Genomic DNA, 17,747 nt, shown 5'->3' on the forward strand with positions numbered 1-17,747 from the left:
GCGCCGGGGTTTATCGTGACAGCGCAATGCCGCTTCATCTGCACCGCGCCGAGCGCACCGATCTGTTGGCCGACGGGCTCGGCGCTCTGCTGGCCGATCCCCCGGCCGACCCGTTCGCCCCCGAGCTCGTCGTGGTCCCGGCGCGCGGGGTGGAGCGCTGGCTGAGCCAGCGGCTGTCGCACGTGCTCGGTCGGGCCCGCGGCGGCGGGGTTTCCGGCGGGGTGTGCGCCGGGGTTTCGTTCCGCAGCCCCGGCTCGCTGATCGCCGAGATCGCCGGCACCGCCGACGACGATCCGTGGTCGCCGGAGGCCATGGCGTGGCCCCTTCTGGAGGCGATCGACCACTCGCTGGACGAACCGTGGTGCCGCCCGCTGGCGACCCATGTCGGTCACTTCCACACCGGCGCGGAGGCCGAGCTGCGCCGGGGGCGCCGGTACGAGGTGGCGCGCCGGTTGGCCGGGCTGTTCGCCTCCTACGCACGGCAGCGCCCGCAACTGCTGATCGACTGGCTGGGCGGCGACCCGGGCGATCTCGATGAGGACCTGCGCTGGCAGCCGGAGCTGTGGCGGGCGCTGGTGTCGCGGGTCGCGGCCGATCCCCCGCACATTCGCCACGCCAAGACCCTCGCGCGGCTGTCCGAGGCGCCCAGTGACCTGCCCGCGCGGCTGTCGCTGTTCGGGCACACCCGGTTGTCGCGCACCGACTCCGAGCTGCTGGCCGCCCTGGCCATCCACCACGAGCTGCACCTGTGGCTGCCGCACCCCAGCGACCGGCTGTGGCGCGCGCTGGCCGGCACGCGCGGGGCGATCCCCCGCCGCGAGGACACCAGCCACCGCGCCGTGGGCCACCCGCTGCTCGCCACCCTGGGGCGGGACCTGCGCGAGCTGCAGCGCGGCCTGCCGGCGGACGCGCAGACCGACGAGTACCTGCCCGGCGAGGCGCGCCCGGACACGCTGCTCGGCTGGGTGCAGTCCGACATCGCCGCCAACGCCGTGCGGCCGCAGGGGCGCGCGCTGGCCGACGACGACCGGTCGGTCCAGATCCACAACTGCCACGGCCCGGCCCGCCAGGTCGATGTGCTGCGCGAGGTGCTGCTCGGCCTGCTGGCCGACGACCCGACGCTCGAACCGCGCGACATCCTGGTGATGTGCCCGGACATCGAAACCTATGCGCCGCTGATCGTGGCCGACTTCGGCCTGGGCGACGTGGTGCACGGCGCGCATCCCGCCCACCAGCTACGGGTGCTCCTGGCGGATCGCTCACTGGTCCAGACCAATTCGCTGCTGGCTGTGGCCTCCCAACTGCTGGGGCTCGCCGGCGGCAGGGTGACGGCCACCGAGGTGCTCAACCTGGCACAGGCCGCCCCGGTGCGCGCCCGGTTCGGGTTCACCGACGACGATCTGGAGGCCATCACCCGCTGGGTGCGGCAGGCCAACATCCGGTGGGGATTGGACCAGGAGCACCGGCGGCCCTACCACGTCGACTTCGTGCACAACACCTGGCGTTTCGGCATCGACCGGATCTTGGCCGGCGTCGCGATGTCCGACGATTCGAACGCATGGATCGACGCGACGCTGCCGCTCGACGACGTGAGCAGCAACCGGGTCCCGTTGGCCGGCCAGTTCGCCGAATTCGTCGCCCGGCTGCACCACGTGGTCGACTCCCTCACCGGCACAAGGACATTGACCGAGTGGCTGGCCACCCTCGCCGGCGCCATCGCCTCGTTGACGCGGGTGCACGAGTCCGAGGAGTGGCAGACCGGTCAGGTGCAACGGGAGTTCGCCGCGGTCCTGGCGCAGGCCGGGTCACGGGGCGGCACGATGCTGCGACTGCCCGACATCCGCGCGCTGCTGACCCGGCACCTCGCCGGGCGCCCCACGCGGGCCAACTTCCGCACCGGCACGCTGACGGTGTGCACCATGGTCCCGATGCGCTCGGTCCCCCACCGGGTGGTGTGCCTGGTCGGCCTGGACGACGGGCTGTTCCCGCGTCTCGGTGTCGTCGACGGGGACGACGCGCTGGCCCGCCGCCCGATGACCGGGGAACGCGACATCCGTTCGGAGGACCGGCAATTGCTGCTCGACGCGATCGGCGCCGCCACCGAGAAACTGGTGATCACGTACACCGGCGCCAACGAATATTCGGGGCAGCCGCGCCCACCCGCGGTGCCGCTGGCCGAATTGCTGGACGCCCTCGACGTGACGACGCCGACGAAGGTGCGCCACCGCATCGTGATCGAGCATCCGTTGCAGCCGTTCGACGTTCGCAACGTCATCCCCGGCGAACTGGTGCCGAAGGTGCCGTTCAGTTTCGACCCCACGGTGCTGCGCGCGGCGCGCGCGGCCACCGGCGAACACACCGAACAACCCAAATTCGTTGCGGCGCCGCTGCCGCCCCCGCCGGCCGACGACGTCAACCTCGCCGACCTCGTCGGCTTCTTCAAAGACCCGGTGAAGGGCTTCTTCCGCGCCCTGGAATTCACGCTGCCCTACGACGTCGACGGCGTCCAAGACGCCATGCCGGTCGACATCAACGGCCTCGAGGAGTGGACCGTCGGCGACCGGATGCTGGGCGACATCCTGCGCGGGATGAGCCCCGATGACGCGCGGCAGGCCGAATGGCGCCGCGGCACACTGCCCCCCGGCCAGCTGGGCTGGCGCAAGGTCACCGAGATCCGCGACCAGGCCGCCGCGCTGGCGCTCGAGGCGCTGCGGCATCGGCAAGACCACCGATCGGCCGCCGCCTATGACGTCGACGTCGACCTGGGCGCCGGTCGCCGGCTCACCGGCACGGTGTCGCCGGTCTACGACGACGCCCTGGTGTCGGTGACCTATTCGAGGCTGGACGGCAAGCACCTGCTCGAATCGTGGATTCCGTTGCTGGCGTTGGCCGCTCACGACCCCGGCCGCGACTGGTCGGCGGTGTGCATCGGCCGGATGCGCCGCGGCAGAAGCATCCGGGTCGAGGGGCTGGGGCCACCGGACGGCGATCCCGTCGAGGTGCTGCGCGAGCTGGTGACGATCTACGACGCGGGACGGCGGGAACCGATTCCGTTGCCCATCAAGACGTCCTACGCGTGGGCGGCGGCCCGGCACGGCGGCGACGACCCGGCGGCCGAGGCGCGGCGCCGGTGGAAGACCAGCGACCGCTTCCCGGGTGAGGACCAGGCGCCGGCGCACGTGCGGGCGTGGGGGCGCGGCGCGCCGTTGGACGATCTGATGCAGCCGGTGCGGCCGGGCGAGGAGTGCGACGGCGAGGACAACCGGCTCGGCGCGTATGCGGCCCGGCTGTGGCTGCCGATGCTGCGCGCCGAGCGGAAGCTCATCTGATGCAGCGCTTCGACCTGTTGGGCCCGTTGCCGGCCGAGCGCTCAACCACCGTGCTGGAGGCCAGCGCGGGCACCGGCAAGACGTTCGCGTTGGCGGGCCTGGTGACGCGGTATCTCGCCGACGGCGCGGCGAGCCTCGATCAGATGCTGCTCATCACGTTCGGCCGCGCCGCCAGCCAGGAACTGCGGGAACGTGTCCGCTGCCAAATCGTCGACGCGGTAAGGGCTTTCGCCGACCCGTCGACGGTCGGCGACAACCAGCTGGTGGCGTACCTGCTGGACGGCACGGACGATCAGCGCGCGGCGCGCCGACAGCGTCTCCGCGACGCGCTGGCCGGCTTCGACGCGGCGACCATCGCCACCACCCACCAGTTCTGCCAGCTGGTGCTGCGCTCGCTCGGCGTGGCCGGCGACACCGCCGCCAGCGTGACCCTGCTCGACAGCCTCGACGACCTGGTGACCGAGATCGTCGACGACCTCTACCTGGCGCACTTCGGGCAGGAGCGCGACGACCCGGCGCTGCACTACTCCGAGGCGCTGCGGCTGGCCCGCGAGGTGGTCAACAACCCGTCGACCCAGCTGCGGCCGCGCGACCCGGACCCCGATTCGCGGGCCGCCGTCTGCCTCCGGTTCGCCAATGACGTTCTGGCCGAGCTTGATACGCGCAAGCGCCGGCTGGGAGTCCTCGGCTACGACGACCTGCTGACCCGACTGGCCGACGCGCTGGCCACCGACGGCTCCCCCGCCCGGCTGCGGATGCACCAGCGTTGGCCGATCGTCATGGTCGACGAGTTCCAGGACACCGACCCGGTGCAATGGCAGGTCATCGACCGCGCGTTCAGCGGGCGCTCCACGGTGATCCTGATCGGCGACCCCAAACAGGCGATCTATGCGTTTCGCGGGGGCGACATCGTGACCTACCTGCGGGCGGCCCAGACGGCGGGTGAGCGCAAGACGCTGGACATCAACTGGCGCAGCGATTCCGCGCTCGTGGCGCGGCTGCAGGTGGTGCTGCGCGGCGCCCAGCTCGGTGACCCCGCGATCGTGGTGAACGATGTCGGCGCGCATCACCGCGGCCACCGGCTCGCCGGCGCGCCCCGCAACGACCCGTTCCGGTTGCGCGTCGTGTCGCGAAAAACACTGGGACGCCGCGGCATTCAAAACCTGCCCATCGACGAACTGCGCGAGCACATCGGCGCCGACCTCGCCGCCGACATCCGCGCCCTGCTCGCCGCCGGCGCCACGTTCGACGGCGAGCCCCTGCAGGCCCGCGACATCGCGGTCATCGTGGAACGGCACCGGGACGCGCACGCCTGCTTCAAGGCCCTGTGCGACGCCGGCGTTCCCGCGGTCTACACCGGCAACACCGACGTGTTCACCTCCGAGGCCGCCGAGGACTGGTTGTGCCTGCTGGAGGCCTTCGACCAACCGCACCGGCCCGGCATGGTCCGCGCCGCCGCGGCGACGATGTTCTTCGGCGAGACGGCCCAAACGCTGGCGGCCGGCGGCGACGCCCTGACGGACCGGATCGCGAAAACGCTGCGGGAGTGGGCCGGTCACGCCAGGGAACGCGGCGTCGCGGCCATCTTCGAGGCCGCCCAGCTGCTGGGTATGCGCGATCGCGTGCTCGGCTGGCGGGGCGGCGAGCGGCACATGACCGACCTGGCGCACGTCACCCAGCTGCTGCAGGAGGTCGCCCACCGCGAGCATTACGGACTGCCGGCGCTGCGCGACTGGCTGCGCCGGCAACGCGACGAGCGTGGCGGCGCCCCCGAACGCAACCGCCGGCTCGACAGCGACGCCGCCGCCGTGCAGATCATGACCGTCTTCGTCAGCAAGGGCCTGCAATATCCGATCGTGTACCTGCCGTTCGCGTTCAACCGCAACACCCAGGACAGCGACGTGGTGCTGTTCCACGACGAGGACGGCACGCGTTGCCTGCACGTCGGCGGCAAGGACAGCCCCGACTTCAAAACCGTTGAGCGGCTGGGCCGTAAAGAGGATGCCAGCGACGACAGCAGGCTGACCTACGTCGCGTTGACCCGGGCGCAGGCACAGGTGGTGGCGTGGTGGTCACCGGCGTACTTCGAGCCCAACGGCGGCCTGTCGCGGCTGCTACGCGGGCGCCGGCCCGGCGACCCGGTCGTTCCGGACCGATGCGAACCCGCGAAGGTCTCCGACGATGACGCACTGGCCCGGTTGCGCGAATGGGAGGCCGCGGGCGGGCCGGTCATCGAGGACTCGGTGGTGGCGCCCGCGCCGTCGCTGCCGCCCGCGCCGGTGCCCCGGCACCTGGACAGCCGCCACTTCCACCGCGCCATCGACACCACGTGGCGGCGCACCTCCTATTCGGGACTGATCCGGGTGGCCCAGGCCAGCGGGGTCGGCAGCGAGCCCGACGTCGCCGGGCTCGACGACGAGGTCGGCGATATCCCGTTGTCCTCCCCGGCCGCCGGGCCGGACGTGCCCTCGCCGATGGCGGACCTTCCGGCGGGCGCGACGTTCGGCTCCCTGGTCCACGCCGTGCTGGAGACGGCCGACCCGTTCGCCGCGGATCTGACCGCCGAGCTCGAGGAGCACATCCGGGAGCATTCGGCGTGGTGGCCGGTCGCCGCGACCCCCGAGGAGCTGGCCGCGGCGATGGTGCCGATGCACGACACCCCGCTGGGACCGCTGGCGGGTGGGTTGACGCTGCGCCGCATCGGGCTCTCGGATCGGTTGCGGGAACTGGACTTCGAGCTTCCGCTGGCTGGCGGCGATCGGCCGTCGGTGGGGCCGGAGGCCCGCCTGGCGGACCTGGCGCCGCTGCTGCGCGAGCACCTGCCGCACGACGATCCGCTGGTGTCGTATGCCGACCGGCTGACGGACCGGGCGCTCGGTGACCAGTCGTTGCGCGGGTACCTCACCGGCTCGATCGACGCCGTGCTCCGGATTCCCGACGGCGCGGGGCACCGCTTCGTGGTGGTGGACTACAAGACCAACCGGCTCGGGGATCCCGAGCGGCCGCTGACGGCCGCCGACTACGACCGGCCGCAAATGGCGGAGGCGATGCTGCACTCGGACTATCCGCTGCAGGCGTTGCTGTACTGCGCGGTGCTGCACCGGTTCCTGCGGTGGCGGATACGCGATTACGACCCGGACAGGCACCTCGGCGGTGTGCTCTACCTGTTCGTGCGCGGCATGTGCGGCGCGGACACCCCGGTGCGCGACGGGCACCCGTGCGGCGTCTTCAGTTGGCGGCCACCGCCGTCGTTGATCACGGCCCTGTCGGACCTGCTCGACGCCCGGACGGTGCCCGCATGACGGCAGACGTGATGTTCGCGACCGGATTGCTGCGCACGTTCAGCGATGCCGGCGTCTTCGAGGCGGCGGACGTGCATGTGGCGCAACGGCTTACCGCGCTCACCGGCGAGTCCGACGAACGGGTCGCCCTGGCGGTCGCGCTGGTGGTGCGCGCGCTGCGGGGCGGTTCGGTCTGCGTCGATCTCCGCGCGGCGCCCGGGCTGCTCGGCGACGCCGACCTGCCGTGGCCCGGCGCCGACGACTGGCTGGCGGCGGTGCGCGCCAGCGCGTTGCTCGGGCCGCCGCCGGTGCTGCGGTTTTTCGGCGATCTGCTGTACTTCGACCGGTACTGGCTCGAGGAGGAGCAGGTGTGCACCGACCTGCTGGCCCTGTCGGCGCCGCCGGTCGGCATCGAATCGTCCAGTTACGAACGGCTTTTCGAGCCCGGGTACGAGGAGCAGCGGGCCGCCGCCGAAATCGCGGTGTCGCACGCGGTGACCGTGCTGACCGGTGGCCCCGGCACCGGCAAGACCACCACGATCGCGCGGCTGCTCGCCCTGCTCCTCGAGCATGCCGAGCGGGCCGGGATGCCGCCGCCGCGGATCGCGCTGGCCGCACCGACCGGCAAGGCGGCGGCGCGGCTGGCCGAGGCGGTGGCCGCGGGGGCCCGACGGCTCGGCGCGGCCGACCGGGCGCGGCTGGCCGGCCTGTCCGGGACCACGCTGCACCGGCTGCTGGGTCCCCGGCCGGATACGTCGGTGCGGTTCAAGCACAATCGCGCCAACCGGCTGCCGCACGACGTCATCGTGGTGGACGAGACGTCGATGGTGTCGTTGACGATGATGGCCCGGCTGGCCGAAGCGGTCCGCCCGGACTCCCGGTTGATTCTGGTCGGCGACCCGGACCAGCTGGCCTCGGTGGAGGCGGGCGCCGTGCTGGCCGACCTGGTGGACGGGCTGTCCGCCCGCGGCGACGTGCGGGTGGCCGCCCTGCGCACGCCGCACCGATACGGCACGTCGATCGGCGCGCTGGCCGAGGCGATTCGGGTCGGCGACGCGGACCGGGTGGTGGAGCTGCTGGCGGCCGGGGGCGAGCACGTCGAGTGGGTGGATGCACAGCGCCCGGGCGATCGGCTGCGCGAGGTGCTCGTCGCGCACGCGCTGCGGCTGCGGTCGGCCGCGCTGCTGGGCGCGGCCGACGAGGCGCTGGCCACGCTGGACGAACACCGGCTGCTGTGTGCGCACCGCGAGGGCCCGTATGGGGCGACGCACTGGAACACGTTGGTGCAGAAGTGGATTGCCGAGGCGACGGGGCAGCCGGCATGGTCGCATTGGTACGCCGGGCGCCCGCTGCTGGTGACCGCCAACGACTACGGCCTGCGGCTCTACAACGGCGACACCGGTGTGGCGGTGGCCGGCGCGGAGGGCCTGCGGGCGGTCATCGCCGGTGCCAGCGGGCCGCTAGACTTCGCGACCAGCCGCCTCGGCGAGGTGGAGACGATGCACGCCATGACCATCCACAAGAGTCAGGGCAGCCAGGCCGACGAGGTGACCGTGCTGATACCGCCGGAGGATTCGCGACTGCTGACGCGGGAACTGTTCTACACGGCCGTGACCCGGGCGCAGACCAGGGTGCGGGTGGTCGGGCCCGAGGCTTCGGTGCGCGCGGCGATCGAGCGCCGGGCGATGCGGGCCACCGGATTGCGGCAACGGCTGCGGGCCGACGCCGCCGCGACGTGACGGACGGCGGGGGCGAGGGCGACGGTCCCGCCCCGGCGTCCCAACCCGTCTCGCGGCGGGGCCCGGTCGTGCGGCTCGCCGTGTTCGCGGCCTTTCTGGCCGTGGTGTTCTATCTGGTGGCCGTCGCGCACGTCATCGACATCGAGGAGATCCGGCGGGTGGTGTCGGCCACCGGGCCGGCGGCCCCGCTGACCTACGTCGTGGTCTCGGCGGTGGCCGGGGCGCTGTTCGTGCCGGGCTCGATTCTGGCCGCGGGCAGCGGATTGTTGTTCGGTCCGCTACTGGGCGTGTTCGTGACGCTGGGCGCGACGGTGGGCACCGCGATCGTGGCGAGTTTCGTCGGCCGGCGGGCGGGCCGCGACAGCGCCCGGGCGCTGCTGGGCGCGCAGCGCGCCGACCGCTTCGACGCCCTGATCGGGCGCCGGGGGCTGTGGGCGGTGGTCGGGCAGCGCTTCGTTCCCGGCATCTCGGACGCGCTGGCCTCGTACGCGTTCGGGGCGTTCGGAGTTCCGTTGTGGCAGATGGCCGTTGGCGCGTTCATCGGTTCGGTTCCGCGGGCCTTCGTCTACACCGCACTGGGCGCCTCGATCGGCAACCGGTCGTCGCCGCTGGCCTACGCGGCGATCGCGGTGTGGTGTGTGAGCGCCATCGTCGGCGCGTTCGCCGCCCACCGCGGGTACCGGAGATGGCGCACTCACGCCGGCCGTGACGCGGACACCGGTTCGCCAGAGCCGGGTTCCGAAGCCCGCTAGCCAACCAGCCGGGCGAAGCGGGTCGGCGCGATCTGACGTAGCGGCGATCGGATCTAGTGGCGATCGCGAACCCCGTTATGCCGCCCCCGGATTGTCGGCTTCGTCGTCGTTGCTTTCGTGGTGGAGGAGTTTTTCGGGGTGGTGGTAGGTGTTGGTGCGGGGTTGGCCGCGCTCGAGGTGGGGTGGGGGTTTCCATTCGGTGTCGCCGCGGGTGTTTTTGCGGGTGGTCCAGCCGCCGGGGTCGAGCATGCGGTGATGCGGGCCGCAGGCGAAGGTGAGCTGGTTGATGTCGGTGCTGTGACACTTGCTGTAGTCGATGGTGTGGTGGACTTCGCAGTAGTAGCCCGACACGGTGCAGCCCGGGGCGGTGCAGCCGCGGTCCTTCGCATACAACACGATTCGCTGCCCCGGGGAGGCCAGCCGCTTGGTGTGATAGAGCGCCAGGGCCTTGCCCTTATCGAAGATCGCCAAGTAGTGATGCGCGTGGCGGCCGAGGCGGATCACCTCACTCATCGGCAGGATGGTGCCCCCACCGGTCAGGGCTCGCCCGGCGGCGGCCTCCAACTCGGCCAGGGTAGTGGTGACGATGATCGAGGCCGGTAACCCGTTGTGCTGACCCAACTCCCCGGAGGCCAACAGCCCACGCAGCCCGGCCAGCAGGGCATCATGGCCGCGCTGAGCCTTCGAGCGCGTATCACCGTCGATGGCGGCCTGGCTGGGCGTCCCCTCCACGCACGGGATGTCGTCGAGCGGGTTGCACATGCCCGGGGCGCCGAGTTTGGCTTCCACGGCTTCGAAGGTGGCGCGTAGTTCGGGGGTGATCAGGCCCCGCAGCTCCGACATGCCGTCGGCTTGTTGGTTGCCCAGGGTCACCCCGCGGCTACGGGCGCGGTCCTCGTCGGTGAACGTGCCATCGGGGTTAAGCGCATCGGTGAGCCCGCGGGCCAATTCTTTGAGGTGTTCGGGGCCGAACTGGGTGCCGAACCCGGCCAGTTGGGCTTCGGCGAACTCACGGGCCGCAGCGCTCACCCAGCCGGGTAGTTGGTGGTAGAACTTGCGGATCACGGCCACCTGACCCGCGCCCAGGTCTCCGGCGCGCTGGGCGGCGGCCGTCGCGGCCAAGGCGGGCGGCAAGGGTTCACCGGTCAGTCCATGGCGGGGTCCCAGGTCGCGGGCTTCCTGGATACGCCGAGACGCTTCGTGACGGCTGATCAGGGTGCGTTCCGTCAAAGCATGGGACAAGCCGCCGCCCAGATCCTGGGACGGGACTTGGCGGGCCAGCGAATTGAGCAGCGGATGCTCAATGACCGGGATGCGCCGGCGCAGCCTCTCACAGCGCTCCAACACCGCCAGCTGCTGCTGCACGGTCAACGCGTCGAGCACCAACGCACACGCGCGGTCCACCTCGGCATCGAGCGCGTCGAACACCGCGTCGACATCGGGCAGACCAGTGGAACTCACACCGCCAAACTATCGACACACACCGACAAAAAACCCCGGATTGTGACCACTGAAACCACAGTGACACAAGGAATTTCGATATGCGTTTTCCGTATTCGAAAACGCGTCCGCGTCAGGCGTCGCGACGGCTTGGCCAAGGAGAGAAGGCGACTCGGGACCCTAGCCGGCCGCCCGCTGCGCCGCGACGAACAGGTTCCCGGGCACGTAGTCCCGCACCTCCTTGGCCGCCGCTCGGCCATAGCCGGCCATCAACTCGTCGGACGGTGTCACCGTCACGTCCCAGCCATGACGGCCGAACCACTCGCCGACGTCCTCGCGCTCCTCGAAGTACCACAGCTCGTCGGTCCTCGGCACCTGCCGGTCGGGATCGACCTCGGCCATCAGCGCCGCGATGCGATCCATCCGCTCCCGGCGCCTCGCGCGAAGCTGGGGGTCGAGGAACTTGGGGCCCAGCGCCTCCACGGCCACCCGGCTGCCGGGGACGGTGAGTCCCTGAATGCGTTCGAACAGCAGCTCCTGCGCCGCGGCCGGCAGATAGGGCATCAACCCCTCGGCCGACCACACGCTGGGCGCGCTGACGTCAAAACCCGCCTGCCGCAACGCTTCCGGCCAATCCTGGCGCAGGTCCACCGCGACGGGGACGCGGTGACAGGCGGGCTGCGCGCCGTGCTCGGCGAGCGTCGACGCCTTGAAGTCCAGCACCCGGGGCTGGTCGAGCTCGTAGACCGTCGTCCCCGCCGGCCAGGCCAACCGCCACGACCGCGCGTCCAGACCCGCCGCCAAGATCACCGCCTGCCGGATGCCGGCGGCCGTCGCGTCGAGGAAGAACTGGTCGAAAAACGCGGTGCGCGAGGCCATGTAGCCGACCATCGATTGCATCTGCAGCGGCAGCGTCGGTTCGGCTTCGACGACAGCGTCAGGTAGTCGCCCCGCCGAATGCCAGTTCCACACGCCGTCACCGGCGGCGTCGAGGAAGAGCTGGGCGAACGGATCGCTGATCAACGGGTTCTCGCCGCGGGTCTCCGCGGCGCGGGCGGCGGCCACGCCCAGGGCGGTCGCCCCCACGCTCTCGGTGATCTCCCAGCTGTCGTTGTCGGTCCTGGCCACGCGCACGTCCTTCCCACTTCGCTAGCAGGGCTACGTACCCGACCCTACGCGCGGCGGATGAGTGGCAGCTGTCCCCGAGCCGGGTATTGAAGTTAACTTGTCGGCGAGCCCATCGGCAGGGGCGAATCCGAAGGATCGTTGATACATGCGAGTTGACGGGCGCGACATCCCCGTTTCCGGCAGCCTGCTGCAGCCACTGACCCGACGGACCAACGACATCCTGCGACTCGTCCTGGCCTCGCTCTTTTTGGCGCTGGTGATCACGGGTTCGTTGGTCACCCGCCCGCAGTGGATCGCGCTGGAGAAATCCGTCTCGCAGATCGTGGGCGTCCTGTCGCCCACCCAATCCGACGTGGTGTACCTGGCGTACGGGCTGGCGATCGTGGCCCTACCGTTCATGATCCTCATCGGCCTGATCGTCGCCGGGCAGTGGAAGCTGCTGGGCGCTTACGCGACCGCGGGGCTGAGCGCGATCGTGCTCTTGTCGATCAGCGGCACCGGCCTGGCGGCGCCCCGCTGGCACTTCGACGTCCACGACCGGCTGAGCACGCTGCCGGCGCAGCTGCTCGACGACCCGCGGTGGATCGGGATGCTGGCGGCGGTGCTGACGGTGTCGGGGCCCTGGCTGCCGGCGCGCTGGCGGCACTGGTGGTGGGCGCTGCTGTGGGCCTTCGTCCCGATCCACCTGGTGATCAGCGCCGTCGTTCCGGCGCGATCGCTGGTGGGGCTGGCGGTCGGGTGGGTGGTCGGCGCGCTGGTGGTGCTGGTGGTCGGCACCCCCGCGCTCGAGGTGCCGCTGGACGCCGCGGTGCGCGCGATGGCCAAAGCCGGCTTGGTCGTCTCGCGGCTCACTGTGGTCCGGCCGGCCGGGCGTGGCCCGCTGATTCTTTCGGCCGACGGCGACGACGATTCCGGCCGGACCGCGCTGGTCGAGCTGTACGGCCCGCACCAGCGCAGCGGCGGTGCGCTGCGCCAGCTGTGGGGGAAGCTGAAGCTGCGCGACACCGAGACCGCTCCCCTGGTGACGTCGATGCGGCGCGCGGTGGAGCATCGCGCGTTGATGGCGATCGCCATCGGTGACGCCGGCCTGGCCAACACCGCGACGGTCGCCCTCGCCCCGTTGGACCGGGGATGGATGCTGCACTCGCACAAGCCCGCTCGGGGCACGCCCATCGACCGCTGCGCGGCGACGACGCCCGTCGTCCGGCTGTGGGAAGCGCTGCGGATCCTCAACGACCGCCAGATCGCCCACGGCGATCTGCGCAGCCAGCACATCACCGTCGACGACGGCGCGGTGTTGTTCGGCAGCTTCGGCAGCGCCGAGTACGGCGCGACCGATGCCCAGCTGCAGTCGGATATCGCGCAGCTGCTGGTGACGGCGTCGGCGCTGTATGACCCGAAGTCCGCGGTGCGCGCCGCGATCGAGGTGTTCGGCGCGGACACCATTTTGTCGGCGTCCCGCCGGCTCACCAAAGTCGCTGTGCCGCGGTTCATTCGGCGGTCGGTGCCGGACGCCGGCACGGTCATCTCCGCCGCACGCGCGGAGGTGAAGCGCCAAACCGGCGCCGATCAGATCAAGCCGCAAACCATCACCCGCTTCACCCGCAGCCAGATGATCCAGCTGGTGCTCTTCGGCGCGCTGGTCTATGTCGCGTATCCCTTCATCAGCACGGCACCGACGTTCTTCTCGGAGCTGAAGACGGCGAACTGGTCGTGGGCGCTGGTGGGCCTGCTGGTGTCGGCACTCACCTACGTCGGTGCGGCCGCGGCGCTGTGGGCCTGCGCCGACGGCATGGTGAACTTCTGGACGCTGTCAATCGCCCAGGTGGCCAACACTTTTGCCGCGACCACCACGCCCGCCGGGGTCGGCGGGCTGGCGCTGTCGACGCGGTTTCTGCAGAAGAGCGGCCTGTCGGCCATGCGGGCGACCGCGGCGGTGGCGCTGCAGCAGTCGGTGCAGGTGATCGCCCATATCGCGCTGCTGGTCGTGTTCAGCGCCGCCGCCGGCGCCTCGATGAATCTCTCCCATTTCGTGCCGAGCGCGACCCTGCTGTACCTGATCGCGGGTGTGGCGCTGGGCATCATCGGGACGTTCTTGTTCGTGCCCACGCTGCGGCGGTGGCTGTCCACCGAGGTGCGCCCGAAGCTGAACGAGGTGGTCGGCGACCTGGTGAAGCTCGCCCGCGAGCCGCGGCGACTGGCGCTGATCCTGCTGGGCTGCGCGGGCACCACCCTCGGCGCGGCGCTCGCGCTGTGGGCCAGCATCGAAGCCTTCGGCGGGGGAACGACATTCGTCGCCGTCACGGTCGTCACGATGGTCGGTGGGACGCTGGCCTCGGCCGCCCCGACCCCCGGCGGCGTCGGTGCCGTCGAGGCGGCGCTGATCGGTGGCCTGGCCGCCTTCGGGGTGCCGGCGGCGATCGGTGTGCCGTCGGTGCTGCTGTACCGGATGCTGACCTGCTGGCTGCCGGTGTTCGTCGGGTGGCCGGTGATGCGCTGGCTGACCACCAACGAGATGATCTGAGGAATCCCGGTCAGGAGTTGCCGGATTCGGCCTGCGTGACCACCAGAACCGTTGACCTGCGCGCGCTTTCGCCGGCCGTGGTGGTCAAGTACACCAGGTGGTAGTCCTCGGGAACCGACTGCGCCACCGTGATCGGGACGGAAACCGCGGCCGATCCGCCGTTGCCGAAGCGGCCGGGCGTGGGCGCCACGGTGATCCCGGCGTCGGTGGACGTGCCGGAAACCGTGTAGCCGTCGGGGACGTCGCGGCCGTCGATCATCCGTTGCGCGTCGAGGGTGACCGTGCCCGTGCGCCCCGGCGCGATCGTCACGACGGGTTGAGCGACGTTGACGGTCAACGCCGAGCTGCCCGCCCCGAACGACGGCGGCGCGTCCGCTTCGGATGTGCCCCAACGCTTGTCGGGATAGGCGGCGAGCGAGAACGTCAGCGTGCCGCCGGTGGTGATGATCGTCTCCGGCAGTGACGTGTGCTCGGTGGGCCGGCCGTCGACCTTCAGGCCGCTGATGTATTTGAGGTGGTGCGGCCCCGACGCGCCCGGCGCGGAGATCCGGAGGAATTTGCCTGCGGGCAGCGCGATTTCGATTCGGTCGAACAGCGGCGCGCCCACGGTGAGGATCGGCGTGCCCGGGGTGGCCGGGTACACGCCCAGCGCCGCCCACACGTACCAGGCGGCCAGCGCGCCCAGGTCGTCGTTGCCCGGCTCCCCGTCGGCGGTCGGCGCGAACAGTCCACGCACCCGGTCGACCGTGCGCTGGGTCTTCCACGGTTGCCCGATGTAGTTGTATAGCCATGGCACACCGAAACTCGGCTCGTTGCCCGCCCACAGGTAGGGCTGGTTGGGGCCGACGTTGAGCTTCTCGGTGAACCGATCGAGCCGGTCGGCCACGGCCGCGCGGCCGCCCAGGGCGGTCACCAGGCCCGCGACGTTGTGCGGCACCGACCAGACGTACTGCTCGGCGTTGCCCTCGTCGTACCCGACCTGGCCGAAGTTCTCCGGGGACACCACGACCGCGGGGCCGGGGCGGAAGAACCCGCTCCAGCTGCGGGGCACCACGGATCGGGTGGTGGGATTGAACAGGTTCTGCCAGTACTGCGACCGATTCTGGAATTCGGCGGCGGTCGCGGCGTCCCCGAGCGAGTCGGCGAATCGGGAGATGGCGAAGTCGTCGACCGACCACTCCAACGTGATCGAGGCGTCGGCGATCCAGCCGTTACGGCCGAATACCAGGGTGAACGGCGCATAACCGAACCGCAGGTAGGTCTCGATGCCCGGCCGCTCCACGTAACCGGCCAGCCCCGCCCCGCCCTTGGTCGCCCCGTCCACCATGTAGCGCAACGCGGCACGGACGTCGAAGTCCTTGGCCCCGAACGTGTTCAGGCTGACGATGAACGGCACCACGCTGTCCCCGGTCATCTCGCCGGTCGCGGCGTTGGCGAACGCCCAGCGCGGCAGCGAACCACTCTGCTGGGCGTCGTTGACCAGCGATTGCGCCATGTCGCTGGCCCGGTCCGGAAAGAGCATCGCCTGCAACGCCGCCAGGCACCGGTAGGTGTCCCAGTCGGAGAAATTGGCGTACTGGGTGTGGCCCGCGGCCACGGTGTGGATAGCGCCGTCGAACCCGACGTAGCGCCCGTCGGCGTCGTTGAACATGTTGGGGTGCAACAGGGATCGGTACAGGGAGGTGTAGAAGGTGGTCAGATCGTCGACATTCCGGCCGGCCACCGAGATGCGGGACAGCGCGGCGTTCCATTCCCGCGAGGCGGCGGCGCGCACGTCGTCGAAGCCGGCGGCGTCCTCGGCCGCCAGGTTGGCCCGCGCGCCCTCGATGCCGACGTAGGAGATGGCGGTGCGCACCTCGAGCGTCGTGCCGGCCGGGAATTCGACGTAGCCGCCGCTGTACGGCGCGTTCGCGCTGCGGGCACCGGCGTAGACCGTGGCGCCGTCCCAGGATCCGAAGGAGGTGAAGGGCCGGCTGAATTTCATGGCGAAATACACCGTGTAGGCGTTCGGCTTGTCGCAGAACCCCCCGCTGGTGGCCCAACCGGTGATGGTGGTGTTGTCCTCCCCGATCTGGATGGTCGCGCGGGAGTTTCCCGCCAACGACGAGCCCGAGCGGACCTGCAACAGGGCGGGGCGGCCGTTGCGCGGGTAGCTGAATCGCCCGACGCCCGTGTGCGCGGTGGCGGTCAGTTCGGCCCTCACGCCGGTGTCGGGAAACCGCACGGCGTAGTAGCCGGGCACGCCCTGCTCGGTGTCGTCGTGGGCGATCGTCTCCCAGGCGTTCCAGGGTTGCGGGCCGACGCCGCCGGTGGCCGGAAGCATCGAGATGTCGCCGAACGCAGCGCATCCCACCGACGCGTGGGTCATGCTGAACCCGGTCGAGCGCGGGTTGTCGTAGTTGTATCCGGCGTAGTTGCCGACGGTGTCCGGCGAGTACTGCACCATCCCGAACGGCACGGTGGCGCCGGGAAAGTTGTTGATCTCGCCGACCGTCTCGCCGCCCGTGCCGGTGCCGATGAGCGTCGCGACGTGGTCGACCGGATTGGCCACGAAGACGGGCGGGCCGTCATACCCCTTCGGCGGGGCGGCGGCGATGAAGGTCATGAAGACGGCCGACGCCGCGATGACCGCAATCAGCGCCCTTCGTGACCGCATAGAAGTCTCTTACTCCGATACGACCGCGCAGCGGCGCATTGCGGTGGCGTTTCCCCTATGAATTGACTGACGAGCGGCCGGCGCGGCACAGGCAGCAAAATGTCTAAAAGATACCGGCAAACTTGCGGCACATTTCGGCTACTGTCATCCAGCGTGGCTGGCGCTGGTATCGGCCCAATTCTCGGGAAAGCCTGGATAAATGAAACACTTGCCTCTAGCAACCATCTCCTTGGCGCTGAGTTTTGCGCTTGTCGGTTGCGGCCACGACCACAAGTCTGCTGACAAAACAACTACGTCCACGTCGGCGTCGACGTCCACTTCCTCGGGGACCTCGTCGCAGACCAGCGCGGCGCCGGCGGCGAAAGCCCACTACACGATCGCCGACTACGTCAAGGACAACAACATCTCGCAGACGCCCGTCCACCACGGCGATCCCGGTCCGAACGTCGACCTGCCGGTGCCCCCAGGCTGGCAACTCACCCAAGACTCAGGCACCTCCTACGGCGGCATCGTGCAAAGCCAGCCCGCCAATCCCTCCGATCCGCCCACCATCGCGACGCTGTTCTCCAAGCTCACCGGCAACGTCGACCCGGCGAAGGTCCTTCAATACGCCCCGGGCGAGGTGCAGAATCTGCCCGGATACCAAGGCCAGGGTGGTGCTGGTTCCGCGTCCACGCTCGGCGGTTTCCAGGCCTGGCAGCTGGGCGGTACCTACCAAAAGGACGGCAACACCCGCGTCAGGGCGCAGAAAACGGTGGTGATCCCCGCGCAGGGGGCGGTCTATGTGCTCCTGCTCAAAGCCGATGGCCTTCAGAGCGATCAAGCCTCGTTGATCGACGCCGCCATGGTCATCGACGAAAAGACCACCATCACCGGCTGAGAAGTAGTGCGGCGCCGC

General features: G+C 70.6%; 9 protein-coding genes. 6 read left to right on the forward strand and 3 right to left on the reverse strand.

The window, feature by feature from the left end; all coding sequences use genetic code 11:
- Nucleotides 1-26 precede the first annotated feature (26 nt).
- From recC to P6281_RS22640, 4 genes are read left to right on the forward strand one after another with little or no spacing between them, the layout of a single operon-like run.
- Nucleotides 27-3,329 carry an exodeoxyribonuclease V subunit gamma gene (recC, locus tag P6281_RS22625; RefSeq protein ID WP_014385826.1) on the forward strand — a complete coding sequence of 1,101 codons (3,303 nt, stop codon included), beginning with the start codon at nucleotides 27-29 and terminating at the stop codon, nucleotides 3,327-3,329.
- Nucleotides 3,329-6,631 carry an exodeoxyribonuclease V subunit beta gene (gene recB / locus P6281_RS22630; RefSeq protein WP_089152210.1) on the forward strand — a complete coding sequence of 1,101 codons (3,303 nt, stop codon included), beginning with the start codon at nucleotides 3,329-3,331 and terminating at the stop codon, nucleotides 6,629-6,631. Before recC ends, recB begins: the two co-directional genes overlap by 1 nt.
- Nucleotides 6,628-8,349 carry an exodeoxyribonuclease V subunit alpha gene (recD, locus tag P6281_RS22635; RefSeq protein ID WP_324738530.1) on the forward strand — a complete coding sequence of 574 codons (1,722 nt, stop codon included), beginning with the start codon at nucleotides 6,628-6,630 and terminating at the stop codon, nucleotides 8,347-8,349. The genes recB and recD overlap by 4 nt, the downstream gene beginning before the upstream one ends.
- On the forward strand, nucleotides 8,346-9,101 hold the full coding sequence (locus P6281_RS22640; RefSeq protein ID WP_036459711.1) for a TVP38/TMEM64 family protein: 756 nt from the start codon (nucleotides 8,346-8,348) through the stop codon (nucleotides 9,099-9,101). The genes recD and P6281_RS22640 overlap by 4 nt, the downstream gene beginning before the upstream one ends.
- 75 nt (nucleotides 9,102-9,176) lie before the next feature.
- Here P6281_RS22640 and P6281_RS22645 read toward each other — a convergent pair whose 3' ends face one another.
- Entirely contained in the window at nucleotides 9,177-10,562 is a 1,386-nt protein-coding gene (locus P6281_RS22645; protein ID WP_324738531.1) for an HNH endonuclease signature motif containing protein, read from the reverse strand.
- A gap of 159 nt (nucleotides 10,563-10,721) precedes the next feature.
- On the reverse strand, nucleotides 10,722-11,669 hold the full coding sequence (locus P6281_RS22650; protein WP_008260979.1) for a class I SAM-dependent methyltransferase: 948 nt from the start codon (nucleotides 11,667-11,669) through the stop codon (nucleotides 10,722-10,724).
- A gap of 145 nt (nucleotides 11,670-11,814) precedes the next feature.
- Here P6281_RS22650 and P6281_RS22655 point away from each other — a divergent pair, with 145 nt between their 5' ends.
- A complete protein-coding gene (locus P6281_RS22655) occupies nucleotides 11,815-14,193 on the forward strand; it encodes a lysylphosphatidylglycerol synthase transmembrane domain-containing protein (protein ID WP_008260980.1) in 2,379 nt (792 codons plus the stop codon).
- A gap of 10 nt (nucleotides 14,194-14,203) precedes the next feature.
- Here P6281_RS22655 and P6281_RS22660 read toward each other — a convergent pair whose 3' ends face one another.
- The gene (locus P6281_RS22660) at nucleotides 14,204-16,849 is read right to left on the reverse strand and encodes a GH92 family glycosyl hydrolase (RefSeq protein WP_014385830.1); all 2,646 of its coding nucleotides are present in this window, start codon (nucleotides 16,847-16,849) and stop codon (nucleotides 14,204-14,206) included.
- Nucleotides 16,850-17,048: 199 nt separating this feature from the next.
- On the opposite strand from P6281_RS22660, the gene P6281_RS22665 reads away from it, so the two are divergent.
- Nucleotides 17,049-17,729: an LpqN/LpqT family lipoprotein gene (locus P6281_RS22665; RefSeq protein ID WP_201358790.1), complete on the forward strand. Its 681-nt coding sequence runs from the start codon at nucleotides 17,049-17,051 to the stop codon at nucleotides 17,727-17,729.
- The last annotated feature ends 18 nt before the right edge of the window (nucleotides 17,730-17,747 follow it).

The organism is Mycobacterium sp. 5-140-3-2, assembly GCF_035666375.1.
Classification (GTDB): domain Bacteria; phylum Actinomycetota; class Actinomycetes; order Mycobacteriales; family Mycobacteriaceae; genus Mycobacterium; species Mycobacterium intracellulare.

Coding starts and splice junctions, on each gene's coding strand:
- recC (WP_014385826.1), top strand. CDS start 27: ATGCCGCTTCATCTGCACCGCGCCGAGCGCACCGATCTGTTGGCCGAC.
- recB (WP_089152210.1), top strand. CDS start 3,329: ATGCAGCGCTTCGACCTGTTGGGCCCGTTGCCGGCCGAGCGCTCAACC.
- recD (WP_324738530.1), top strand. CDS start 6,628: ATGACGGCAGACGTGATGTTCGCGACCGGATTGCTGCGCACGTTCAGC.
- P6281_RS22655 (WP_008260980.1), top strand. CDS start 11,815: ATGCGAGTTGACGGGCGCGACATCCCCGTTTCCGGCAGCCTGCTGCAG.
- P6281_RS22660 (WP_014385830.1), bottom strand. CDS start 16,849: ATGCGGTCACGAAGGGCGCTGATTGCGGTCATCGCGGCGTCGGCCGTC.
- P6281_RS22665 (WP_201358790.1), top strand. CDS start 17,049: ATGAAACACTTGCCTCTAGCAACCATCTCCTTGGCGCTGAGTTTTGCG.